The sequence below is a fragment of the Mesorhizobium sp. ESP-6-4 genome (assembly GCF_020164735.1).
Lineage (GTDB): Bacteria > Pseudomonadota > Alphaproteobacteria > Rhizobiales > Rhizobiaceae > Mesorhizobium.
The window spans coordinates 336,629-359,147 of sequence record NZ_JAIUGS010000004.1; the positions used below are offsets into that span (position 1 = coordinate 336,629).

Sequence of the window (22,519 nt, forward strand, 5' to 3'; positions counted from 1 at the left end):
CCTCAACTTGCAAAAAATGTCAGGTGCAAAAAATGTCAGGCAACTCAACGATGAGCGGCTAAAGGCACCACATTGTTGGGCTGCTTGGCGGTGGTCGCGAGGAACTTCTTGATGTTGCGCGCGGCCTGGCGGATCCGGTGCTCGTTCTCGACCAGCGCCAAGCGCACATAGTCGTCGCCATGCTCGCCGAAGCCGACGCCCGGCGCCACCGCGACATCCGCATGCTCGATGAGCAGCTTGGAGAATTCGAGCGAGCCGAGATGGCGGAACGGCTCCGGGATTGGCGCCCAGGCGAACATCGAGGCCGCCGGCGCGGGAATGGTCCAGCCGGCGCGGCCGAAGGAGTCGACCATTACGTCGCGCCGCTTATGGTAGACCTCGCGCACCTCCTCGATGTCGGCGCCGTCGCCGTTCAGCGCATGCGCCGCCGCAACCTGGATCGGTGTGAACGCGCCATAGTCGAGGTAGGATTTCACCCGCGTCAGTGCCGAAATCAGCCGCTCGTTGCCGACCGCGAAGCCCATGCGCCACCCGGGCATGGAAAAGGTCTTCGACATCGAGGTGAACTCGACGCAGACATCCATCGCGCCCGGCACCTGCAGCACCGACGGCGGCGGATTGCCGTCGAAATAGATTTCCGAATAGGCGAGATCCGACAGGATGATGATGTCGTTCTTCTTCGCGAAGGCCACCACGTCCTTGTAGAAATCGAGCGAGGCGACAAGCGCCGTCGGGTTCGACGGATAATTGAGGATCAGCGCCAGCGGCTTGGGGATCGAATGGCGGATGCCGCGCTCGACCGCCGGGATGAAGCCGTCATCGGGCTCGACCTGCAGTGAACGGATCACCCCGCCCGACATAATGAAGCCGAAGGCATGGATCGGATAGGTCGGATTGGGGCACAGGATGACGTCGCCGGGCGCGGTGATCGCCTGCGCCATGTTGGCGAAGCCCTCCTTCGAGCCCAGCGTCGCCACCACTTGCGTATCGGGATTGAGCTTCACGCCGAAGCGGCGCTGATAATAATTGGCCTGGGCGCGGCGCAGGCCCGGAATGCCGCGCGAAGCGGAGTAGCGATGCGTGCGCGGATCGCGCACTACTTCGCACAATTTGTCGACGATGGCTTTCGGCGTCGGCAGGTCCGGATTGCCCATGCCAAGGTCGATGATGTCGGCGCCGCGCGAACGGGCGCTGGCCTTCAGCCGGTTGACCTGCTCGAACACGTAAGGCGGAAGCCGGCGGACCTTGTGAAATTCTTCCATTTCAGTTCCAGACCATCAGAGTTTCGGCGCGCGATATAGACCTAATTGCAGCTAGGGTCGAGGGCGGGGTCGCATTTGCCCTCGATCTGCTTCAGCGTGTCGGCGCCATGCGTCTTGGCCAAAGTGTTGAGCGCTGCCGAATTCGCCGGCGCCTTGACGCCGCTGCCCTTGGCAATCTGCATCTGCTCCTCGGCCTTGAGCTGGGCGAGGTTCGCCGCGGTCTCTTCCTTGGTGAGCTGCTTGGCGGCCACCTGCGGCGGGATGTTGAGGTTCGGATAGGAACCGGTGTCCCTCGGACCTTCGGTCGGCGCCGTCGGCGCATTGTTCGTGCTGGTGCTCGTGCAGCCGGCAGCGGGCAGCAGCGTGCCGACCAGCCCCGCCATCAGCGCCATGCGGCAAATCGAACCCGGCTTGAGAAAAAAAGTCCCGCCAACATTAATCGTCATATTGTTTTCCTGGCAGCCGGGTTAGAGCGAATTGGACCCGGTCAGATGTCCCATGGTAATATGTCAAGAAAACGCTCCGGGAGGAACCCCGCGAACCATGTCCAAACCTGACGATTCGGACAAAGCGGAAAATGGCGGACCTTCGGCCATCGAGCAATATCTGGTGAAGGATCCCGAGCGCTTCGCCCTGAACATGGCGCGCATGGTCGAGCAGGCCGGCAAGGCGGCTTCCGCCTGGGCCGAACCGCGCGAGAAGGGCGAAGTGCGCGACCATGTCGCCGAACCCGTCGTCGACATGGTCAAGACCTTCTCCAAGCTTTCGGAATACTGGCTGGGCGACCCGCAACGCGCGCTCGAAGCGCAGACGCGGCTGTTTGCCGGCTACATGACCGTCTGGGCGAACGCCATCCAGAAGGTCAATCCCAACGCCGAAGCGCCACAGGACGCGGTTCAGCCCGAGCGCGGCGACAAGCGCTTCCAGGACCCCGAATGGGGCCGCAACGCCTTCTTCGACTTCCTCAAGCAGGCCTATCTCGTCACCTCGCGCTGGGCGAACGAGCTTGTCGAGCATGCCGAAGGCCTGGATGAGCACACCCGCCACAAGGCGAGCTTCTACGTCAAGCAGGTGTCGAACGCGATCGCCCCGTCGAACTTCATCCTGACCAATCCCGAGCTGTTCCGCGAGACCATGGCCTCGAATGGCGAGAACCTGGTGCGCGGCATGAAGATGCTGGCCGAGGACATCGCCGCGGGCCGAGGCGATCTGAAGCTGCGCCAGGCCGATTACACGCCCTTCGAGATCGGCAAGAACATCGCCACCACACCCGGCAAGGTCATCGGCCGCAGCGATGTCGCAGAGATCATCCAATACGACCCGGTAACCGAGACGGTGCTGAGACGGCCGCTGCTGATCTGCCCGCCATGGATCAACAAATTCTATATTCTCGACCTCAACCCGCAAAAGTCCTTCATCCGCTGGGCGATCGAGCAGGGCCACACCGTCTTCGTCATCTCCTGGATCAATCCCGACGAGCGTCACGGCGCCAAGGGCTGGGAGGCCTATATCCGCGAAGGCCTGCAATTCGGCCTCGACATGGTGGAGAAGGCGACCGGCGAAAAGGAAGTCAACGCCATCGGTTACTGCGTCGGCGGCACGCTCCTGGCTGCCGCGCTGGCGCTGTTGGCGCAGGAAGGCGACCACCGCATCAGATCGGCCACCTTCTTCGCCACCCAGGTGGACTTCACCTATGCCGGCGACCTCAAGGTGTTCGTCGACGAGGACCAGGTCGCCGCGGTCGAGCGCTCGATGAACGAAAAGGGCTATCTCGACGGCACCAAGATGGCCACCGCCTTCAACATGCTGCGCTCGGGCGACCTGATCTGGCCCTATGTCGTCAACAACTACATGCGCGGCAAGGAGCCCCTGCCCTTCGACCTGCTCTACTGGAATTCCGATTCCACGCGCATGGCGGCGGCCAACCACTCGTTCTATCTGCGCAATTGCTATCTCGAGAACAATCTCTCGCGCGGCACAATGGAGCTTGCCGGGCGCACGGTCTCGCTGGCCGACATCACCATCCCCGTCTACAACCTGGCCACGAAGGAAGATCACATCGCGCCGGCGCTTTCGGTGTTCCTGGGGTCGCAGTTTTTCGGCGGCGACGTCGAGTATGTAATGGCGGGTTCCGGTCACATCGCGGGCGTCGTCAACCCGCCTGCCGCTAGGAAATATCAGTACTGGACCGGCGGCAAGCCGGTGGGCGATTTCAGCGCGTGGCTTGCCGCGGCGCACGAGCATCCTGGTTCATGGTGGACGCACTGGCAGCACTGGATCGAGGCCCAGGACGACATTCGCGTACCCGCCCGCAAACCCGGCAAGCGTATGAAAACCTTGGGAGATGCGCCGGGCACCTATGTCAAGGTGCGTGTGTAACGGGCTGTAATGTGTGGTGAGTTGACGGGCCGCCAAAACAGGGCGAAATGGTGGCGTCAATCGTTCGGCGGCCTCAAATCACCTTCCGACGCAGAATAATTCCGAGGCTTGCAGATTCGACACACGTCCCGTTTCCGGTTGGGAACAGGAGGGTTATCGCGGCGCGGTACTGGAGTGGCGCGGCGATGACGAACCGACCGGATATCGAGGGGGAATTTGTTTTGAAATCAGCAGGTTGGCGTCTTGCACGAAGGGGAAGCTGCAGCATTGCGGCAGCGCTTTTCTCCGTGCTCCTGGCCTCCTGCACATCGACCGGCGACCCGACGATGTCGGTCGTTTCGCCCGCCTACAATTCAACCGCCGGCGAAATGAGCGCGACATCCAGCGCCAAGACTGCGACCTCGGCCGATTCGTCCTTGCAGGCATCGGCGCCGGCCGAAGCGACGTCGACCGTGATGAGCGAGGGCGATGCGCCTTTGCCCGAGAAGGTCGCCTATGTGCCGGAGACGCGGCCGGACGCCACGTTCCCCATCGCCATTCCTGCCGGCGCCCAGGCCATTGCCGGGAGCACGCCGCAACCGCTGGTTCAGCAGGCGCAAACAGCGGAACAGACGCTAGCCGTCGCCAAGCAGGTCGCCGCCGGCGATGCCGCCACCGTCGCGTCGAAGGCGCAGGCGACCACGCAGGCCATGAGCAACGGCGTCTATGTGACCGCGGCCGAGCCGGCGCAGCCGCAGATCGCCGCGCCGAAGAAGAGCCTGTTCGCCTCGCTGTTCAGCACCACGCCGGCTTCGGCCGCCCCCGCCCCCCTGATCAACAATGCGCGCTCCGGCGACCAGCCCGCCGCGCAGGCCAAGACCACGCCGCCGCCGGCCAAGCCGATCGTGACGCTGGCCTCGGCGACCCCGGCCGAAAAGCCGGTGCAACTGGCCTCGCTCGACAACCCGAGCAATCACATCACGGGCGCCGACGCTCTTCCCGGCGTGCGCCAGACGGCGCTGTTCGAGATCAAGCGCAAATCCGGCATCGACGACGAGAGCGACGTCGACCTCAACGAGGACGAAGGCGGCGGCGGTTCCTACCAGGTGGCGTCGGCCGCCGGCTTGGCCAGGCTCGCGCCCAATGGCCTTTTGAAACAGAACGAAAGCGTCGACGTCGCCTGCCTCAAGCCGTCGCTGGTACGGGTGCTGAAGACGATCGAGGGCCATTTCGGCCGCAAGATGATCGTCACCTCCGGCTATCGCGATCCCTCGCGCAACCGCCGCGCCAACGGCGCCAAGAACTCGCTGCACATGTATTGCGCCGCCGCCGACATTCAGTTGCCCGGCGTGTCGAAATGGGAACTGGCGAGCTACGTCCGCTCCATGCCCGGCCGCGGCGGCGTCGGCACCTACTGCCACACCGAATCCGTCCATATCGACGTCGGCCCCGAGCGCGACTGGAACTGGCGCTGCCGCAGGCGCAGCGGCGGCGAGGACGGCTGATACGTTCGGCCTGGCCTCGTGAGCATGGCCGTTTGACCGGTTGCGAGCCGATCGCCGCCAATGCCGATATTAGTCTCAACACGCCCATCAAAGACGTCGGCGATTAGCCGAGGCATCCGTCGCCTCGTCATCCACGGGCGGAGCGGGAGCGAAGCGGACGCGCAGACCCGAGGATCCATTCCGTGACCTTGACCGCGGAGTGCAGCGGCGCAAGTTCTGCACCGTTGCGGCACGTCAGCCTCGCGGAGTCTATGGTCTGCGCGCGTCGCTTCGCTCCTTGCTCCGCCATAGAATGACGATCGCGAGGATGTTCCGGCTAATCTCCAGGGATGCGCGGCCAAGCGAAACCGCCACCCGAGGGGCTTTGTGCCGTCTTGAAAAAAGTTGTCGCATGTGGCGGCAGATGGGTTGCCGGTTGGCAACAACGCAATTATAAGCCGCTTCGTCTGAGCGCGCCCATCGTCTAGCGGTTAGGACACCGCCCTTTCACGGCGGTAACAGGGGTTCGATTCCCCTTGGGCGTACCAGTCTTTTCAAGTACTTCGCGACGCTTATGCCGACTCTGTCCAATCTTTGGCTATATCGGGCTCGAAATCCGGCTTGGTCCGGTGTCGCGTTGACGATTGGTTAACGTTACGTTACCCTCTCATCAGCTGTTGCTAAAGAAGGGGTAACGCTATGAAAACGGCAATCGTTTGTGCGGCTCTCGTTCTCGCGGCGTCAAGTGCCGCTGTGGCCCACGACAAGAAGCCAACGCTCACTGCCCAAAAGACATGTGCAGGGCTGTCGATCAAGGCGACTGCAGCGGCCAAACTTGACTGTACTGCGACCGGAACCGCCAATTCACCACAGACCGAGGTTGGCAGTTCCAAGCCCCGCCTTGGCTACGAGACGAGCCGTCCCGAAGTGTTCTCTTTCGGACTTTAGTTACTGGCGTGCCCGCCCCAATGAGGCAGCGGGCCGCTCAAAGATCGGTGGTGCAGATCGTGTTTTAGTTGATTGCCGAATGCGTCTCGCCGGTCAGGCGCCCTGACGGCCGAAGGTCTCTGCCGCCAGGGCTTTCGTCTCCGCAGTCACAATGAATTTCGCCACGCAAACGCGTTCCTGGCTCCCATCACAGGCGCGCTGGTTAACGAAGTAAGACACCCGGAACAGATTGGCTGCCATCGAGACCCTCGCTGCCACCACCACCGCCGCCCGTCAGTAACGCTCTCCGCACTTATGAGCTTAGTTCAAGCCAGCCCCGTCATGTGGACGAGCCGAAAAACCCCATGGCCGATCGCGAGCATGAATTCACCATGGTTGGCGGCCAAATCCCAGCCGAAGAACGCAGCCCAACAAAAGAGCACCAAAGTAAAGCGCATTAGCGAATTCTAATGTGCGATAGTTGACCAAACCTTTACGCAATGACCGCATTCCGGCGCCTGGAAATCGGTGGAAAAGGTATAGAAACCTATATCAATGCATAGATGCTAATTTAGCCTCGCTTTAGCCGACTCTACCCACCCCTACCGAGTCGGCTAGGGCCCGGCGGTTCACCCAACGCAAACCCCAACGCGGAACTGTCGGGCCGCTCTATGGCTAAGGCGTCCACCCCTTACGCTGTGCTGGAATTCCGCGCGTTGCTGTATAATGACCCGGTCGCGGAAGGCGCGCTGGGTGTGTTGGATGTGGGCGGAGTCACCTTCAGCAAGCCAGCACGCCCGGCCACCTAAGCAGCCGCGTCAATTGCGACACATGTCGGGTTCTCACTAGACTAGGCATCACAGCTCAAGCCTTCGCTGTTTTGCATCTCGACAAGAACTTTGCGATCCGCGGCTCGATGGGCACTCGATAAAAGGCCCTCATATTTGATATCGGCCGCCGGAATCTGTTAGAGTTCGGCTCGACATAAAAAGCGAAATCCGACATGTGATCGTGATTAAATATCGTGCAGTAAATTACCTGCCCGACTACAGCAAAACCTCTTTTTCAGCAAATCCGCCGCTCACGAATTCACGCATTAGCTGATCATTCTTTGCGTTCAGCGTGACTGTAAGTTCGTCGCCAGCACCAATGGCCGTCCAGAGCTTCCAGGGTTGTGGCAGCGTTGACAATCAGGTTGCGCAGCGCGCGGCGGCGCAGGCCGAGCGCGCCGGAGGGCCGTCATCTCGGTCTCGATGTCGCGGATCAGCCGGTCCAGTTCCACCGCGTCCTGGTTCACCTCCTCGCGCACTAGGCGGATGGCGCTGTCGGCGATGCGGTCGAGCTCGTGAAGATCGCTCAGCCATTTTTCGCACTCCCTCAAGAAACTCGTCTCTGAGCCGCCAAGGACGCGCAGTTAGCTATCGCGCAGTTAGTTATCTAGCCGCGTCCAGAGGTGGGCCTGTGAAGGTCAGACCGAAACGCGCCCCGATTGCCGCGATCTGATCCATGTCATCCGGGATTCGGCACTTGTGTTTCGCCATCTCCGCGAAGAAGCCTTCGAAGCCGCCGGGAGTCAGGATGGTGAGCATTCTGGCGGGTCGATCGCCGATCACCCGGAATGCATGCTCGATTCCGCGCGCAACGTGCACGACACCGCCCGGGCCGACCATGCGCGTTTGACCGTTCATCCAGAACTCTACTTCGCCGGACTGGATCTGGAAGGTCTCGTCCTCGTTATTGTGGATGTGGCGCGGAGGACCGTAACCGGGCTGATCGAGGCTTTCGAACATTCCCAGCCGCGAGGCCGTTTGCTCCGCCGTGAGGCAAATCCGGTAGGACGTTCCAAGCCACTGGACGCTGTAGGGTACTGAAGCAACGGCCACCGAAACCTCCCGCGATCCGACGTCATTTTCGACGCAGGGAAGTTGCCAGAACCGATTTCATAATTGAAATCGATAGCTGATATAAAATATATTCGGCGAATGAATTTATCGAGCTTCGACCTCAATCTCCTGCGGGTACTCGACGCGCTGCTGCGCGAGCAATCGACCGTAAAGGCCGGAGAACGCATCGGTCTGTCGCAACCGGCGATATCGGCCAGCCTGGGACGACTTCGGAATTTTCTCGGCGATCCGCTGTTCGTGCGCCAGGGACAGCATATCGTGCCGACACAATACGCCCGGAACCTCGAGCTTCCGCTTCGCCGCATCCTTGATGAACTGTCGGCGCTGCTTGCCGGGCCTGGCAGCTTCAATCCGGCCGAAGCCGAGCAAAGCTTCAAGATCGCAGGTTCGGATTTCTTTGCCGAGATGCTGATGCCTGCCCTGGCCAATGCAATCTCCGGGCTTGCTCCCAAAATACTGATCCAACTGGTGGATCTTGTGCCCGACGACTATGTCGGCACGCTCGAAAAGCACGGTATCGACCTTGCCCTCGTTCCCAAGGTCGATTTCCCCAGTTGGATCGACTATCTTCCTGCCTTTCGGTCGACATTCGTGACGATCGCCCGCGCTGGGCACCCAAGACTCGAGCGGGCGAAGGTGAGCCCCGGAGACGTCATTCCGATCGACCTTTTCTGCGACCTCGGCCACGTCGTCTTCTCGCCCGAGGGCAAGCTCAAGGCCATGGGCGACGCGGCGCTGGCCCGGATGGGGCGCGAACGGCGGGTGGCCATGACAATGCCGGTGTTCGGCGGCGTCTGTAGCGCAGTGGCGGGAAGCGATCTGGTCGCTCTCGTTCCGGAACAGCTCGCGCGCAAGGTAGCATCTCGCTTGGGACTGGCGATCTACAGTCCGCCCATGCCGATCGATCCTGCCCTCATCTGCATCGTCTGGCACAAACGCAACACAACCGATCCTACGCACCGATGGCTGCGGGAAATCGTGTTGAAGCTGCTCTCGCAACTGAGCGCCGGCGAAGCCGGCAGCAGCGCCCATAAACCACGCCGGTCTGAATGGCGGGCCAGCGTCGTGCCTTGTCGGTAACAAGACAGGACGCAAGCGGAAACGCGCTGTTAACGCCGTTCGCGGACGACAGGAGCCGTCCTCGACCCGAAAGTGTAAAATTCCCTCCGCTCTCGGCCGTGGAGGCGGGAATGAAGATGCTTCGGACAACGCTCTTATGCGCGGCAATGACCGGCGTGGCAGGCGTGCCGCCGGTTCGCGCAGACGATCAGCCTGCCCAGCCGAATAGCCAAGCAATGCCGCGGCCGCCGGCAGTCCATTGCCAGGGGCAAAATTGTCTTCCTCCGGCCGACGATCCCGTGCTGGACTGCAAGGGCCCGGATTGCACGCCGGCCCCGGCAACTGATCAGACGCCGAGCCCGGAAATTCAACCGGAGATTCAAAAGGTCAAGTAAGCCGTATCGGCCAGTGTCTGAGGCTCCCGTGAAAGCCGGGAGAACTCACAGGCCTTCGGTCAATCCGGAACCATTGGAGCCGGCTCTTCGCACCGGTAAAGCGGTGTCGGACCGGGCGTTGGCGAAATTTGCAGCAGCAATGAGCATGGCTGCCGTGCAAAGCATAGGCTTGCGTCCGGGCATGGTGGCGTCCTGGCAAAAACATCGTATCGCCAAATTCGCATCTTTGCGATGTCCATCTCCGTGTTGACGGCTCGAGCAAATCTCCGTGAGTGATGGCCCGTAAGCGATATCCCACTATATTACAGCGTGGTTGAGGTAATGAGATGTCAGGCGCCTACGATCTCGGAACCAATCTGGTCCGCCGTATCTATGAAAAGCGCATAGATGCACCGGCCATTCTTGATGCCGGCACGCATTTTCCCAATGCCGCGAAGTTCACCGCCGCCTGGCGCGATATCCGCGATGAGGCGCTGGCGGCGAAGCTGAACAAGGCGCCGCGCTTCCACGACATCATGCCGGAACAGGCCAATATCTCGGCCAATGACGGTCTCGACTGGCGCATGTTCGTGCTCAAGGCCTATGACATGACGATCCCGGCGAACCTCACGCGCATGCCGGTCCTGAGCCGGCTGCTTTCGGAGTGCCCCGAGGTCAAATCGGCCGCCGTCTCGTTCCTCGCCCCGCGCAAGCACATCCCGCCGCATCGCGGACCCTTTCGCGGCATCATGCGGTTCCATCTCGGCCTGGTCATCCCCAAGCAGCCGGACGGCCGTCCGGCAACGATCATGATGATCAATCATGAGGAAAGGCGCATCGCCGACGGCGAATGCTTGCTGTGGGACGATACTTTCGAGCACGAAGTGATGAACAATTCGGATCAGCCCCGCGTCGCTCTCCTGCTCGACGTGTGGCGTCCGCAAATGCCGCTGGACATGGAAATCCTGTCGCGCGTGATCGTGCGCGGCGTGCAGGTGGGAATGCGCTATCGGGGCGTGTCGTTCGGCGGCTGAACCGATCGAAATCTACGCTCGCGCCTCGCGATACGTCCCTGCCCCGCTGCGACGCTTGCCGGGAAACATCGCGTCCCTCGCCAGCAATCCGCTGACGCGGCAGAAGGCTGCGAACGCGCGGCAGGCCTCCTCGGCGCTGGTCACGTCGACCGTCGCCCCGAAGCAGGCATTGAACGCGGCTTCGTAGACCTTGCCTTGGCGGCGCTTCGGCCAATCCTGCAGGAAATCGAGCGCCTGCTCGACGCTGTAGATTTCCTCGATCGGCAGGCCGGGCGCGGGCGTGATGCGCACCGGCACCTCGAATTGCAATCTGTCCATCCCCTGTCTCCCGAACTGGCGTAGCCAGAGCAACGCCGTTCGTTCTGAAAAGTTGCTTTTGCGGCCTTCTGACTCGCAAATGTGACCTCAGTGCGGTGAAGAACCGGTTCGCCGGTGCGGCGGATCCGGGTCAGTCCGCATCGATGCCGGCTGCATTGCCAATGCCGGATTTCCACCGTACTGCCGGCCATCGCAGCCCCTTGTCCCTCTTCCACGCCCTTGCCGCTATTGGTTAGCCGGGTCGGTCTCCGCATCATAGGCCATGCGGGTAACTACCATCAGCACATAAGCGGACGGCAGCGCGAAGATGGCGCCGAGCACGATCGCCGCTGCTGTTCCTTCCATGCGAAGGGTGGCGGCAATGGCCCAGTAGAGGGTGCCGATGCAGATTGCCGCCTGGACCGCCAGAAAGCAGGCCGCCGCGACCGCGCAGGTGAGTGTCTTGAATGTCTTGATGCGTTGCATTGAACAGAATCCGAACTGACGCGCACGCGACCGGCGGACGACCGGCGGCCGTCGCCGGATCGCGGCGCAAAGGAATTTTTGGTTTGAATGCCGCGCCTAGCGGCTAAGGCTTCACGCGGCCGGCGGCGCGCGCGGTTGGTTGGTGCGCGAAGCGGTAGCGCTTGCCGATACGGGCGTGGCGCTCATCTCGGACGGCAACGCCCGGCCGATAACCAGGAAATCGGATGCATGGGCGAGCGCGCCGGAATTGCCGCCGACGAGCTTTGTCGCGAGCGGCCGGCTGGCCCGGACCTCAAGCGCCTGCGCCTTGCCGGTCGTTCTGAGCAGCGCGATCGTATCGCCCTGACGAACGGCGCTGATGCTGGAACCGCCCGAGAACGGGGTCGCGGACGCGGAGATTTCGGCCTGAGCGAAGCCCAGCAGCGCGAGCATCAGCAGCGCCATCAGGCCCGCAAAAGCGGTCCTGGCCGGCAGCAGCATCGATCTCTCGCGTTCAGGCGCCGTCAAGTCAGTCTCCGGATTCCAAGGCCCGACCTAGCTCATGGGATGGCCGAAGGAAAGCCGCAATGGAGGCCGCAATCGCACTTCGTCCTTGAACCTTGCGGCTTCCGGTGCCAAATCTGGAGCAGATTTTTCGCGTTCGGCTCCTTTGAAGCCTACGCCGGCAAACGGACAAAATGGTTACCTATCTCGACGCCTCCACGGCTCCCCCTCGAAATACCGGTCAGATCCGCCTCTATGGCGAGGACGGCTTCGCCGGCATGCGCAAGGCCTGCGACCTCACCGCGCGCTGCCTCGACGAGCTTGTGCCGCTTGTGAAGCCCGGCGTGACCACGGAAACGATCGACCGCTTCGTCTTCGAATTCGGCATGGACCATGGTGCGCTGCCGGCAACGCTCAATTATCGCGGCTACACCAAATCGTCCTGCACCTCGATCAACCATGTCGTCTGCCACGGCATCCCCGACAACAAGCCGCTGAAGGAAGGCGACATCGTCAACATCGACGTCACCTATATCCTCGACGGCTGGCATGGCGATTCCTCGCGCATGTATCCGGTGGGCACGATCAAGCGTGCCGCCGAGCGCTTGCTCGAAGTGACCTATGAGTGCCTGATGCGCGGCATAGCCGCGATCAAGCCCGGCGCCCGCACCGGCGCCATCGGCGCCGCGATCCAGACCTATGCCGAGGCCGAGCGCTGCTCGGTGGTGCGCGACTTCTGCGGCCACGGCGTCGGCCAGCTTTTTCACGACGCGCCCAACATCCTGCATTACGGCACCGTCAATGAAGGCGTCGAAATGCGGCCGGGCATGATCTTTACCGTCGAGCCGATGATCAATCTCGGCCGGCCGCATGTGAAGGTGCTGTCGGACGGCTGGACGGCAGTCACGCGCGACCGCTCGCTGTCGGCGCAGTATGAGCATACGATCGGCGTCACCGACACCGGCTGCGAGATCTTCACGCTGTCGCCGAAAAAGCTCGACCGCCCCGGCCTGCCGGCGTAGCACTTCGACCTAAGCCTGAGGGGAGCGGGCGGACCATGGGCAAAGTCGAGGACGAGCGGGCATTCTTTTCCGAAGGCTGGATTGAACCGCCTGAGGCAGTGCAAAAGAAGGCGGCACCTACCGAGAAACCGCACTATCACGGCCATCGCGACCGCCTGCGCGAGCGCTTTGTCGCCGGCGGACCGGACGCCCTGCCCGACTATGAACTGCTCGAGCTGCTGCTCTTCCGGCTGATCCCGCGCGTCGACACCAAGCCCATCGCCAAGGCGCTCATCGCCCGCTTCGGCTCGCTGGCCGAAGTGCTCGGCGCGCCGGCATCCCTGCTTGAAGAAGTCAAAGGCATCGGACCGGCCGTCGCGACCGATCTCAAGGTCATCGCCGCCACAGCCCAGCGCATGGCGCGCGGCGAGGTGCGCGGCCGTGAAGTCCTGTCCAACTGGACGCAACTCCTCGACTATTGCCGTTCGGCCATGGCCTTCGAGAACCGCGAGCAGTTCCGTATCCTGTTCCTCGACAAGAAGAACGGGCTGATCGCCGACGAGGTGCAGCAGACAGGCACCGTCGACCACACGCCGGTCTATCCGCGCGAGGTGGTCAAGCGCGCGCTCGAGCTCTCAGCCAGCGCCGTCATCCTGGTGCACAACCATCCTTCTGGGGACCCCACACCTTCCCGCGCGGACATCGAGATGACCAAGCAGATCATCGACACGGCCAAGCCGCTCGGCATCGCCGTGCACGACCACATCATCATCGGCCGCAAGGGCAATACCTCGATGAAGGGGCTGCTGCTGATCTGAGGCGTTTGCCCGGCATTTCGGGATTGCCGGGACATCGTCTCCTCATCGGATAGTCGGCTCTGGAATTTCAGCAGGAAATCAAGCATGATGGCACTTGGTATCTTCCCGGGATCCTTCGCGCTCCCGTGAAATACCGGGAGGACGGGACATGGCCATTGTGCTTGTACTCGTTTTGATCGTTGTGGGCTCGGTGCTGTTCCACCTCCTGAGCCCATGGTGGTGGACGCCCATCGCCTCGAACTGGGACTACATCGACAACACCATCACCATCAGCTTTTGGATCACCGGCATCGTCTTTGCCGCTGTCGTGCTCTTTATGGCTTATTGCGTCTTCCGCTTCCGGCATCGGGAAGGCAATCGCGCGGCATATCAACCGGAGAACAGGCGGCTCGAATCGTGGCTGATGATCGCAACGGCGGCCGGTGTCACCGGCTTGCTGGTTCCCGGCCTCTTCGTCTGGAGCCGCTTCGTCAACGTTCCCGGCGAGGCCGCCGATATCGAGGTTGTCGCCCAGCAATGGCAATGGAGCTTCCGTCTGCCCGGCAAGGACGGCAAGCTCGGCACCTCCGACACCCGCATCGTCTCGGCTGAAAACCCGCTCGGCATCGTACCCGGCGACCCGAACGGCCAGGACGACGTCGTGGTCGAGGCGGCGGACCTGCACCTGCCGGTCGGCACGCCGGTCAAAGTGCTGTTGCGCTCGATCGATGTGCTGCACGATTTCTACATCCCGGAATTCCGCGCCAAGATGGATATGATCCCGGGATCGGTGACGTATTTCTGGTTCACGCCGACGCGGACCGGAACCTTCCAGGTCTTGTGCGCCGAGCTGTGCGGCCAGGGACATCCGCTGATGCATGGCGTTGTCATGGTCGATACCGAGCAGGACTATCTGGCCTGGCTCGGCCAGCAACAGACCTTTGCGCAATTGTCCGCGCCCCAGCAAACGGGCTCGGCGAACCAACCGTCGGAAAAGACGATGGCGTCCAGTTTGGGCGTCGCGGCAAAACTCGAAACGCTCGAGGCCCGCTGAACAGGGTGCGGAGGTGCTCCCATGGTCGACGTCACACCCGCAGATGCCGTTCCACCCGCCGAAGTCGCGGAGATGGAACTCTACCATCCGCACAGCTGGTGGACGAAATACGTCTTTTCACAGGACGCCAAGGTCATAGCAGTCCAGTATTCGGCGACGGCCATGGCTATAGGCCTCGTCGCGCTGATGCTGTCCTGGCTGATGCGCCTGCAGCTCGGCTTCCCCGGCACGTTCGATTTCATCACCCCGGAGGCCTACTATCAGTTCATCACCATGCACGGCATGATCATGGTGATCTATTTGCTCACCGCGCTCTTCCTTGGCGGCTTCGGCAATTACCTCATTCCGCTGATGGTCGGCGCCCGCGACATGGTCTTTCCCTATGTCAACATGCTGAGCTATTGGGTCTATCTGCTCGCCGTGCTGGTCCTGGTGTCGAGCTTCTTCGCGCCGGGCGGGCCGACAGGCGCCGGCTGGACGCTCTACCCGCCGCAGGCGATCATGACCGGCACGCCGGGCGGCCAGGACTGGGGCATCATCCTGATGCTCTCTTCGCTCATCCTGTTCATCATCGGCTTTACCATGGGTGGCCTGAACTATGTGGTGACGGTGCTGCAAGGCCGCACCCGCGGCATGACCTTGATGCGCCTGCCGCTCACCGTCTGGGGCATCTTCACCGCCACGGTCATGGCGCTTCTGGCCTTCCCGGCACTGTTTGTTGCTTGTGTGATGATGCTGCTCGACCGTCTGCTCGGCACTTCCTTCTTCATGCCGGCAATCGTCGAGATGGGCGAGCAACTGCAACACAATGGCGGCAGCCCGATCCTGTTCCAGCATCTGTTCTGGTTCTTCGGCCACCCGGAGGTCTACATCGTGGCGCTGCCGGCCTTCGGCATCGTGTCCGACCTGATCAGCACGCATGCGCGCAAGAACATCTTCGGCTATCGCATGATGGTCTGGGCCATCATCGCCATCGGCGCGCTGAGCTTCGTGGTCTGGGCGCACCACATGTATGTCAGCGGCATGAATCCTTATTTCGGCTTCTTCTTTGCCACCACGACGTTGATCATTGCGGTGCCGACCGCGATCAAGGTCTATAACTGGGTACTGACGTTGTGGCGCGGCGACATCCACCTCACCATACCGATGCTGTTCGCGCTCGCCTTCATCGTCACATTCGTCAATGGCGGCCTGACGGGCTTGTTCCTCGGCAACGTCGTCGTCGACGTGCCGCTGTCGGACACGATGTTCGTCGTCGCACATTTCCACATGGTCATGGGCGTCGCACCGATCCTGGTGATCTTCGGCGCGATCTATCATTGGTATCCGAAGGTCACCGGACGGATGCTGGACGAGACACTCGGCCGCTTCCATTTCTGGATCACCTTCCTCGGCGCCTACCTGATCTTCTTCCCCATGCACTATCTCGGCCTGATGGGCGTTCCGCGGCGCTACGCCGAACTGACCGACATGAATATCATGACGGAATCGGCCCACCATCTGAACTCGTTCATCAGCATCATGGCCTTCATCGTCGGCTTCGCCCAGATGGTCTTCCTGTTCAACCTGATCTGGAGCATCCGCCATGGCCGTGAGGCCGGCGGCAATCCGTGGCGGGCAACGACGCTCGAATGGCAAACGCCTGAGACGCCGCCGGCGCACGGCAATTTCGGCAAGGAACTGCCGATCGTCTATCGTTGGGCCTACGACTACAGCGTGCCGGGCGCCAAGGAGGACTTCATCCCGCAGAACGTGCCGGGCTCCTTCGGCCCCTCCAGGGAGCCGGCATGAGCGTCATCCTGGTCTTCATGTTGGTGATCGCCGGCTTTGCCGGTTGGTGGCTTTCGCACCAGCGGTTGACGGCGAAGCCCTGGCTGGAGCAAGGCGTGGTCGGAGACGTCGTCGGCTTCGACCGGTCGTCCCTGCCCACCGCCAAGATCGGCCTCGGCGTCTTCCTCGCCGTCGTCGGCTGCCTGTTCTCGCTGTTCACCAGCGCCTATTTCATGCGCATGGGCCTGTCGGACTGGCGGCCGCTGCCGCTGCCGCGCCTGCTTTGGCTCAACACCGGCGTGCTGGCGCTGAGCAGCGTCGCGCTGCAATGTGCCGTGGTCGCCGCACGCAGAGGCCAGGCGGACATGGTAAGGCTTGGTCTTGCAACGGCGGCATTGACCGCCCTCGCCTTCCTCGCCGGCCAGTTGATGGCCTGGCGGCAGCTGACCGAGAACGGCTACCTGTTGGCCTCCAACCCGGCCAATAGCTTCTTCTATCTGATCACGGCGATGCATGGCCTGCACATTCTGGGCGGGCTGGTCGGCCTTGGCCGGACGAGCGCCGGCGCCTGGAACGGAACGCGGCGGGAGCGGCTGCGCCTCAGCGTCGAGCTGTGCGCCATGTATTGGCATTTCCTGCTTTTCGTCTGGCTATGCATCTTCGCCGTCCTGGCCGGTTGGGCGGCGACGTTTGTGAGCATTTGCCAACGGCTGCTGACCTAGGAGACTGGCGATGGCCGAGACCACACTGACGCATACCAGCCAGATGGATCGCCCCCAGGGCTTGCGCGGGATCGCCGCCGACTGGGCCTCGGATCAGCGCGCGTTCAAGAACGTGTCTTGGGGCAAGGCCATGATGTGGATCTTCCTGCTCAGCGACACCTTCATTTTCGGTTGCTTCCTGCTTTCCTATATGACGGCGCGGATCTCCACGCGCGTGCCGTGGCCGAATCCAAGCGAGGTCTTCGCCTTGCGCATCGGCGGCTCGGAGATCCCGCTGATCCTGATCGCCATCATGACATTCGTTCTCATCTCGAGCAGCGGAACCATGGCCATGGCGGTCAATTTCGGCTATCGCCGCGATCGGCGCAAAACCGCGATCCTGATGCTTTTGACCGCCGCGCTCGGCGCGACCTTCGTCGGCATGCAGGCCTTCGAATGGACCAAGCTGATCACCGAAGGGGTCCGGCCGTGGGGCAATCCCTGGGGAGCCGCGCAATTCGGCTCGTGCTTTTTCATGATCACCGGCTTCCACGGCACGCACGTCACGATCGGGGTGATCTTCCTGATCATCGTGGCGAGAAAAGTCTGGCGTGGTGACTTCGACACCGGCCGGCCCGGCTTTTTCACCAGCCGCAGGGGCCGCTACGAGAACGTCGAGATCATGGGGCTCTATTGGCACTTCGTCGACCTGGTCTGGGTGTTCATTTTCGCCTTCTTCTATCTGTGGTGAGAGGCAGGTTCTGTTGAGAGGAAGACATGGCTGAAGCAACCGCAAACGGTCTCGGACAACACGCACTGCATCCCGCCCATGATGCGGCGATCGTCGCCAAGGCGGAGACGCATCAGGAGCACCCGATCAAGCTCTATCTGGTCGTCTGGGCGTGGTTGTTCATTCTCAGCACCTGCTCCTATCTGGTCGACTATTTCGGCCTCCACGGCTATCTCAGGTGGTCGCTGATCCTGATCTTCATGATGCTCAAGGCAGGACTGATCGTCGCCGTCTTCATGCACATGGCCTGGGAGCGGCTGGCGATGATGTATGCAATCATCCTGCCCCCGATACTGGTGCTGGTTTTCGTGGCGATGATGGTCTTCGAGGCCGACTATACGCTGCTGACTCGTATCGCGTTTTTCGGGCCTGGCCCCTGACACCCGATGCGGGGTCCAGCCGCAGCATGACGGGCCGGGGACGGCCGGTTCCGATGCCTTGAAACAACAGGCCGCCGGCCCATTTTGGTTTGGCGTATGCGCCGTGAACTCAAGCAAAGGACGCGGACAATGACGATAGCGAACAGACTGAGAAACTTTATCGACCGCAAGGGCATCTCCTACGATACCGTGGGGCATCATCGAACTGCCACCAGCAGGCAGGCCGCCATTGCCGCGCACGTGCCCGGCAGCATAATGGCGAAGTCCGTGGTCGTTCACCACGAACTCGGTTATGCGCTGGCCGTGGTGCCAAGCACCCACAGAATCGAACTCGGCAAGCTGCAGGACGTCATGGACAAACGCCTCGGCCTCGCTTCCGAAGACGAAGTGGTATCGCTCTTTGACGATTGCGACGTCGGCGCCATACCGCCGATCGGTGCGGCTTATGATGTGCCGGTCATTCTGGACGAGAGCCTGCGTGATGCCGCCGATGTCTATTTCGAGGGCGGTGACCACAAGACGCTTGTGCATGTCAGCGGCAAGGATTTCCGCAACCTGACGACGGACGCGCGCCAGGCGCGGTTCAGCTATCCGGCCTTCTGACGCATAGAGGCTCCCGCCGCTGCGTCACGGCAGGGCCTGATTGCTTCGACGGTCTGGGGCAGCCGGCGGCTCTACGACCTTGCGGTAAAAACATGCCGGGGCCGAGGATCGGCAGCACGACCGCCAGTCGTCCAGGGCTGCTTTTTCGGTATTCTCAAGATGCGAAGGTGAACGTCATGGACACGCGGACGCTTCTCATACTCGGCCTTGGCATAGTCATTCTGTTGCTCTTGGGTTTTTTTGCGCTCCCGGCGTGACGGTGCTGGGGGCGATATTCATCTGCGCAACTGCCGGCGTCTTCCTTCCGGATAAGCAGGCGACCATCAAAAGAGTCTGGACGGCGGTGTTTATTTGGAAAACTGCTTCAGGTAGGCGATGACGTTGGCTATGTCCTGATCGTTCTTGAGGCCGGGAAACGCCATCTTCGTCCCTTTGACCATCGCCTTGGGGTCGTGAAGATATTTTGTCAGCGTAGGCTCGTCCCATTTGATGCCGGATTTTCCGGCCTCGATCATGGCCGTGGAATAGCTGAAACCGGGATGCGTGCCCGCGGTGCGCCCGATGACACCGTGCAGAGACGGGCCGACTTTATTCTGGTCCTGGTCGGCAATGTGGCAGACCTTGCACTTGGTGAACACCTTCTCGCCTGCGGCGGCGTCTTGTGCCTGCGATGGGCTTGCAAGGAAGCTCGTAGCGGACAAGACGATGAAAAGCGCGGTTGCGCGCATGGCACTTCCTCCCTGATCGTCATTTACGTCGGACGGCCCGCGCCACGCTGGCGTATCCTGCATGGCGGGCGGCCGCGTCTCTTCAGTGGAATTGCGGCACCTACATACCACAGAATCGAACCAATGGGCAAAAATTGCCGGCCTGCGAAGGCTTAGGCCATGCGCCGAGGACTAACTGCCCAAAAAGCGGTCCAAGCCTTCTGAACGGCGACGGTCAGGGCGGGTCGGTATTGCAGCTTGCCGCGATCTGCCCGATCACGTCCGAAAGGCCCGCAAGCTCGAAATCGGCCTCGCCGCGTCCCGACAAAAGGCCGAAGCGCCACGACAGCGTCAGCCGGTTCGCTGAAGCCAGACGCTTGATGCCGTCGTCTCCATCCCTGACCAGTGTTCTGCCGCGCGGGCCGACCGACCAGCTTTCATCGGTTTTGCCGCCGCCGTCGACCGCGACGGAGATGGTGATCTTGCGGCTGGCGGAGACAGCATCGTTGAGCTGGAGCCACTCGCTCCAGCGTGGTTCGCCGTCGGGCCGGCACGCCAATGTCAGCACAGGGCTGTAGCCCAACGCTCCGCCGCCGGTGATCAGCTTGTTGCTGGCGTGGAGCGACGCCGTGATCTGACCATCATTGCTGGCGCCAACGCTCCAGTTGCCGAGAGCCGGCTCGGCCCGGGCGACACCGGCGGCTGCGGCAAACATGAGCGCCGCGGCGACGACCACGTCTCTCATCGTGAATCCCAGCCTCACCAATGCCTCCATACACCCGCGAATGCGATGAAGCGCAGATAATGTTCAACCGTTGGTATCGCCAGCGGCAGGCCTTCAAGACAAGTTGTCTGTGTTGCCGCGCCGCCACAATAAAGTAGCTCCTAATGAAAAAGGCCGCCCGGAGGCGGCCTTTCGAAGTCTCGGCATTGAAACCTGTTACTCGGCTTCCTTGGCGGCTTTTTTCTTCGGCGCGGCCTTCTTCTTCGGCTCTTCCACCTCGCCGGTGGCTTCGCCTGCCTTTGCTTCGCCAGCCTTTGCTTCGCCAGCCTTTGCTTCGCTTGCCTTGGCTTCGGCCTTCTTCGGGGAAGCCTTCTTGGCCGGCTTCGCCTTGGTCGCGGTTTCGGCCTCTTCGTCGTCGGCCATCAGCTCGTCCTTGCCGACCTTGACGTCGTTGACCGAGATCTGGCCAAGCAGATAGTCGACCACCTTCTCCTCGAACATCGGCGCGCGCAGCGCGTTGATGGCTTCCGGGTTGCTGCGATAATACTCGAAGGCTTCCTGCTGCTGGTTGGCCGGGAAGCGGCGCACCTGCTCGAACAGGCCGCGCTGCAGTTCCTCGTCCGACACGGTGACCCCGGCCTTCTCGCCGATCTCGGCCAGGACCAGACCGAGGCGCACGCGGCGCTCGGCAAGGCGCATATATTCGGCGCGCGCTTCTTCTTCCGTCGTCTCTTCGTCGGCGAAAGTGCGGCCGGCGGCTTCCAGGTCGCGGTTGACCTGGCCCCAGATGTTGTTGAACTCGGCCTCGACGAGCTTCGACGGCGCCTCGAAGGAGTAGGATGCGTCGAGCTGGTCCAGCAACTGGCGCTTCACCTTCTGGCGGGTCATGGAGCCGAACTGGTTCTCGATCTGGCCGCGCACGATCTCGCGCAGGCGCTCGAGCGATTCCAGGCCGAGATTCTTGGCCGTCTCGTCATTGATCTCGAGCGCGCCGGGCGCCGACACTTCCTTGACGGTGACGTCGAAGGTGGCTTCCTTGCCGGCCAGATGCGCCGCCTGGTAGTTTTCGGGGAAAGTGACGGTGACCTGCTTCTCGTCGCCGGCCTTCGTTCCGATCAGCTGCTCCTCGAAGCCCGGGATGAACTCTTTCGAGCCGAGCACCAGCGGCTGGTCGGTGCCGGCGCCGCCGGCGAAGGCCTCGCCGCCGATCTTGCCGACATAGTCGATGGTCACACGGTCGCCCTCGGCGGCCTCGCCGGTCTTCGGCTCGTAGCTGCGCGCCGATTCCGCGACGCGCTTGACCTGATCCTCGACTTCCGCGTCCGGCACGTCATAGACCTGGCGCGTCACCTTGATGTCGGAGAAATCCTTGATCTCGATCGGCGGGATGACTTCGTAGTTGAGGCTGAATTCGAAATCGGCGCCGCCGGCCAGGATCTTCTCGGCCTCTTTCTCGTCCTCGGTCATGATCACTTCGGGCTGCATGGCGGCTTTTTCGCCGCGCCCCGAGATGATCGAACGGGTCGAGTCGTTGAGTATCTCGTTGACGACCTCGGCCATGAACGACTTGCCGTACACCTTGCGCAGGTGCTGCACCGGCACTTTGCCCGGGCGGAAGCCGTTGATGCGCACCTTGCCGCGGGCATCGGTCAGCCGCGCCATCAGCTTGGCTTCCATGTCACCGGCCGGCACGGTGATCTTGATCTCGCGCTTGAGACCGGAGTTGAGCGTTTCGGTGACCTGCATCCTAGAACCTTTGTTTTCAACAATGAGACTGCCGAACGGTTTTAGCCGTTTACAGCCTGCCGGTATGATCTTGCCGGAAATGGCTTTTGGGACGGAACCTGGCGATTTGACCGCGAATGCGGCTCAAATTCTCCTGAATTGCGCCTTGCCAGATGCGAATAAGTCTTTGTCTTTCCTACGACTTTTCACATCTTGCAGAAGCGGAAACTCACTTTCCGTCACATTCGACACGCCTTTTGTCACAGGCTAGGCTAATTTTCAACTATCTTCGCTCGAATGCATGCCGCCCAAAACTGCGCAGCGGTTTTGGGAGAACGGCATGCATCAAGACTAGGCCTGAAGCGCATCACCCGAGCCGTTTCGACATGACGCGCTTTAGCCGGATAAGCATACTTGAGCCTCGACATTGACAGAATGATGGCTACATGGGATTGCCGGGGAAAGCGGATGTGGCGGAATTGGTAGACGCCCTGGATTTAGGTTCCAGTGCCGAAAGGCGTGGGGGTTCGAGTCCCTTCATCCGCACCATCCTTCGCTCTTCGAGCTTCGGATGGCAGGCCATCACCTGAGGCTCGAAG

General features: G+C 61.8%; 23 protein-coding genes and 2 tRNA genes. 14 read left to right on the forward strand and 11 right to left on the reverse strand.

All coding sequences use genetic code 11. The features are described from left to right. Nucleotides 1–44: 44 nt before the first annotated feature. Both LB523_RS11200 and LB523_RS11205 read right to left on the reverse strand, forming a co-directional pair. On the reverse strand, nucleotides 45–1,262 hold the full coding sequence (locus LB523_RS11200) for an LL-diaminopimelate aminotransferase (RefSeq protein ID WP_095765055.1): 1,218 nt from the start codon (nucleotides 1,260–1,262) through the stop codon (nucleotides 45–47). Nucleotides 1,263–1,303: 41 nt separating this feature from the next. Continuing rightward, nucleotides 1,304–1,708: a hypothetical protein gene (locus LB523_RS11205; protein ID WP_224602724.1), complete on the reverse strand. Its 405-nt coding sequence runs from the start codon at nucleotides 1,706–1,708 to the stop codon at nucleotides 1,304–1,306. A gap of 97 nt (nucleotides 1,709–1,805) precedes the next feature. On the opposite strand from LB523_RS11205, the gene phaC reads away from it, so the two are divergent. The 3 genes from phaC to LB523_RS11220 all read left to right on the forward strand — a co-directional run bounded on the left by phaC (nucleotide 1,806) and on the right by LB523_RS11220 (nucleotide 5,652). Then, nucleotides 1,806–3,641 (forward strand): class I poly(R)-hydroxyalkanoic acid synthase, encoded by a 1,836-nt coding sequence (gene phaC / locus LB523_RS11210; RefSeq protein ID WP_224525320.1) that lies wholly within the window; start codon nucleotides 1,806–1,808, stop codon nucleotides 3,639–3,641. 326 nt (nucleotides 3,642–3,967) lie between these two features. Continuing rightward, nucleotides 3,968–5,125 (forward strand): YcbK family protein, encoded by a 1,158-nt coding sequence (locus LB523_RS11215; protein ID WP_224602726.1) that lies wholly within the window; start codon nucleotides 3,968–3,970, stop codon nucleotides 5,123–5,125. 452 nt (nucleotides 5,126–5,577) lie between these two features. Beyond that, nucleotides 5,578–5,652: transfer RNA gene (locus tag LB523_RS11220), tRNA-Glu, on the forward strand. 493 nt (nucleotides 5,653–6,145) lie between these two features. On the opposite strand, the gene LB523_RS11225 is transcribed toward LB523_RS11220, so the two are convergent. The 3 genes from LB523_RS11225 to LB523_RS11235 all read right to left on the reverse strand — a co-directional run bounded on the left by LB523_RS11225 (nucleotide 6,146) and on the right by LB523_RS11235 (nucleotide 7,914). Beyond that, the gene (locus LB523_RS11225; protein ID WP_224602728.1) at nucleotides 6,146–6,292 is read right to left on the reverse strand and encodes a hypothetical protein; all 147 of its coding nucleotides are present in this window, start codon (nucleotides 6,290–6,292) and stop codon (nucleotides 6,146–6,148) included. 856 nt (nucleotides 6,293–7,148) lie between these two features. After that, nucleotides 7,149–7,412 (reverse strand): hypothetical protein, encoded by a 264-nt coding sequence (locus LB523_RS11230; RefSeq protein WP_411966450.1) that lies wholly within the window; start codon nucleotides 7,410–7,412, stop codon nucleotides 7,149–7,151. A gap of 52 nt (nucleotides 7,413–7,464) precedes the next feature. Next, nucleotides 7,465–7,914: a cupin domain-containing protein gene (locus LB523_RS11235; protein WP_224602729.1), complete on the reverse strand. Its 450-nt coding sequence runs from the start codon at nucleotides 7,912–7,914 to the stop codon at nucleotides 7,465–7,467. Between the two features lie 63 nt (nucleotides 7,915–7,977). Here LB523_RS11235 and LB523_RS11240 point away from each other — a divergent pair, with 63 nt between their 5' ends. After that, the gene (locus LB523_RS11240; RefSeq protein ID WP_224602730.1) at nucleotides 7,978–9,015 is read left to right on the forward strand and encodes a LysR family transcriptional regulator; all 1,038 of its coding nucleotides are present in this window, start codon (nucleotides 7,978–7,980) and stop codon (nucleotides 9,013–9,015) included. A gap of 700 nt (nucleotides 9,016–9,715) precedes the next feature. After that, complete coding sequence (locus tag LB523_RS11245) at nucleotides 9,716–10,402, forward strand: aspartyl/asparaginyl beta-hydroxylase domain-containing protein (protein ID WP_095765048.1); 687 nt, start codon at nucleotides 9,716–9,718, stop codon at nucleotides 10,400–10,402. Between the two features lie 12 nt (nucleotides 10,403–10,414). On the opposite strand, the gene LB523_RS11250 is transcribed toward LB523_RS11245, so the two are convergent. From LB523_RS11250 to LB523_RS11260, 3 genes are all read right to left on the reverse strand, one after another. Further along, on the reverse strand, nucleotides 10,415–10,720 hold the full coding sequence (locus LB523_RS11250; RefSeq protein ID WP_140840426.1) for a DUF982 domain-containing protein: 306 nt from the start codon (nucleotides 10,718–10,720) through the stop codon (nucleotides 10,415–10,417). 225 nt (nucleotides 10,721–10,945) lie between these two features. Then, nucleotides 10,946–11,185: a hypothetical protein gene (locus LB523_RS11255; RefSeq protein WP_224602731.1), complete on the reverse strand. Its 240-nt coding sequence runs from the start codon at nucleotides 11,183–11,185 to the stop codon at nucleotides 10,946–10,948. A 111-nt stretch (nucleotides 11,186–11,296) separates the two neighbouring features. Continuing rightward, entirely contained in the window at nucleotides 11,297–11,665 is a 369-nt protein-coding gene (locus tag LB523_RS11260) for a hypothetical protein (protein WP_224602732.1), read from the reverse strand. A gap of 197 nt (nucleotides 11,666–11,862) precedes the next feature. Between LB523_RS11260 and map the strand changes: the two genes are divergently transcribed. From map to LB523_RS11300, 8 genes are all read left to right on the forward strand, one after another. Then, entirely contained in the window at nucleotides 11,863–12,690 is an 828-nt protein-coding gene (map, locus tag LB523_RS11265) for a type I methionyl aminopeptidase (protein WP_095765044.1), read from the forward strand. A 35-nt stretch (nucleotides 12,691–12,725) separates the two neighbouring features. Further along, entirely contained in the window at nucleotides 12,726–13,487 is a 762-nt protein-coding gene (gene radC, locus LB523_RS11270) for a RadC family protein (RefSeq protein ID WP_224602733.1), read from the forward strand. A gap of 148 nt (nucleotides 13,488–13,635) precedes the next feature. After that, on the forward strand, nucleotides 13,636–14,520 hold the full coding sequence (locus LB523_RS11275; RefSeq protein WP_224602734.1) for a cytochrome c oxidase subunit II: 885 nt from the start codon (nucleotides 13,636–13,638) through the stop codon (nucleotides 14,518–14,520). Between the two features lie 21 nt (nucleotides 14,521–14,541). Continuing rightward, nucleotides 14,542–16,311 (forward strand): cytochrome c oxidase subunit I, encoded by a 1,770-nt coding sequence (gene ctaD, locus LB523_RS11280; RefSeq protein ID WP_095765041.1) that lies wholly within the window; start codon nucleotides 14,542–14,544, stop codon nucleotides 16,309–16,311. After that, complete coding sequence (locus LB523_RS11285) at nucleotides 16,308–17,012, forward strand: cytochrome c oxidase subunit 3 (protein WP_224602735.1); 705 nt, start codon at nucleotides 16,308–16,310, stop codon at nucleotides 17,010–17,012. The genes ctaD and LB523_RS11285 overlap by 4 nt, the downstream gene beginning before the upstream one ends. A gap of 10 nt (nucleotides 17,013–17,022) precedes the next feature. Then, nucleotides 17,023–17,742, forward strand: coding sequence for a heme-copper oxidase subunit III family protein (locus LB523_RS11290; RefSeq protein WP_095765039.1), 720 nt, complete (start codon nucleotides 17,023–17,025; stop codon nucleotides 17,740–17,742). A 26-nt stretch (nucleotides 17,743–17,768) separates the two neighbouring features. After that, complete coding sequence (locus tag LB523_RS11295; RefSeq protein ID WP_095765038.1) at nucleotides 17,769–18,161, forward strand: cytochrome C oxidase subunit IV family protein; 393 nt, start codon at nucleotides 17,769–17,771, stop codon at nucleotides 18,159–18,161. Nucleotides 18,162–18,290: 129 nt separating this feature from the next. Further along, nucleotides 18,291–18,764 carry an aminoacyl-tRNA deacylase gene (locus LB523_RS11300; RefSeq protein ID WP_224602737.1) on the forward strand — a complete coding sequence of 158 codons (474 nt, stop codon included), beginning with the start codon at nucleotides 18,291–18,293 and terminating at the stop codon, nucleotides 18,762–18,764. A gap of 347 nt (nucleotides 18,765–19,111) precedes the next feature. On the opposite strand, the gene LB523_RS11305 is transcribed toward LB523_RS11300, so the two are convergent. The 3 genes from LB523_RS11305 to tig form a co-directional block, all read right to left on the reverse strand. After that, nucleotides 19,112–19,492 carry a c-type cytochrome gene (locus LB523_RS11305; protein WP_224602739.1) on the reverse strand — a complete coding sequence of 127 codons (381 nt, stop codon included), beginning with the start codon at nucleotides 19,490–19,492 and terminating at the stop codon, nucleotides 19,112–19,114. Between the two features lie 214 nt (nucleotides 19,493–19,706). Then, on the reverse strand, nucleotides 19,707–20,216 hold the full coding sequence (locus tag LB523_RS11310) for a hypothetical protein (protein WP_411966452.1): 510 nt from the start codon (nucleotides 20,214–20,216) through the stop codon (nucleotides 19,707–19,709). A 195-nt stretch (nucleotides 20,217–20,411) separates the two neighbouring features. Beyond that, complete coding sequence (gene tig, locus LB523_RS11315) at nucleotides 20,412–21,941, reverse strand: trigger factor (protein WP_224602742.1); 1,530 nt, start codon at nucleotides 21,939–21,941, stop codon at nucleotides 20,412–20,414. Nucleotides 21,942–22,384: 443 nt separating this feature from the next. Here tig and LB523_RS11320 point away from each other — a divergent pair. Further along, nucleotides 22,385–22,469: transfer RNA gene (locus LB523_RS11320), tRNA-Leu, on the forward strand. The last annotated feature ends 50 nt before the right edge of the window (nucleotides 22,470–22,519 follow it).